At 47.0% G+C, this 302-nt stretch carries 1 pseudogene; it reads left to right on the top strand.

Annotation, left to right across the window (positions count from 1 at the left end):
* A pseudogene (gene zntA / locus ACP45E_RS21720) lies at positions 1-302 on the top strand (Zn(II)/Cd(II)/Pb(II) translocating P-type ATPase ZntA); the annotation flags it as partial.

Raw genomic sequence — 302 nt, 5'->3', positions numbered from 1 at the left:
GTCGTCGTAGACAGAGTGGTGCGCTTCACTATCACCTCTAAACAAGGTGAAAACGCCATTGATCGGATTTTGCATTTAATTGAAGAAGCGGAATCTCGCAAAGCACCATTGGAGCGTTTTTTAGATAAATTCAGCCGATGGTATACGCCTTTGATGATGGTGGTTGCCTTAGCGGTGATTACACTGCCTCCTTTACTATTTTCCCAACCTTGGGAAACGTGGGTCTACCGAGGACTGGCTTTACTCCTTATCGCTTGCCCGTGCGCATTAGTGATTTCTACTCCAGCTGCGATTACCTCTGG

It is taken from the genome of Vibrio genomosp. F10 str. 9ZD137 (assembly GCF_049974785.1).
Lineage (GTDB): Bacteria > Pseudomonadota > Gammaproteobacteria > Enterobacterales > Vibrionaceae > Vibrio.
The sequence above is the reverse complement of the archived record's forward strand: the minus strand, read 5'-3'. Positions and strand labels throughout refer to the sequence as shown.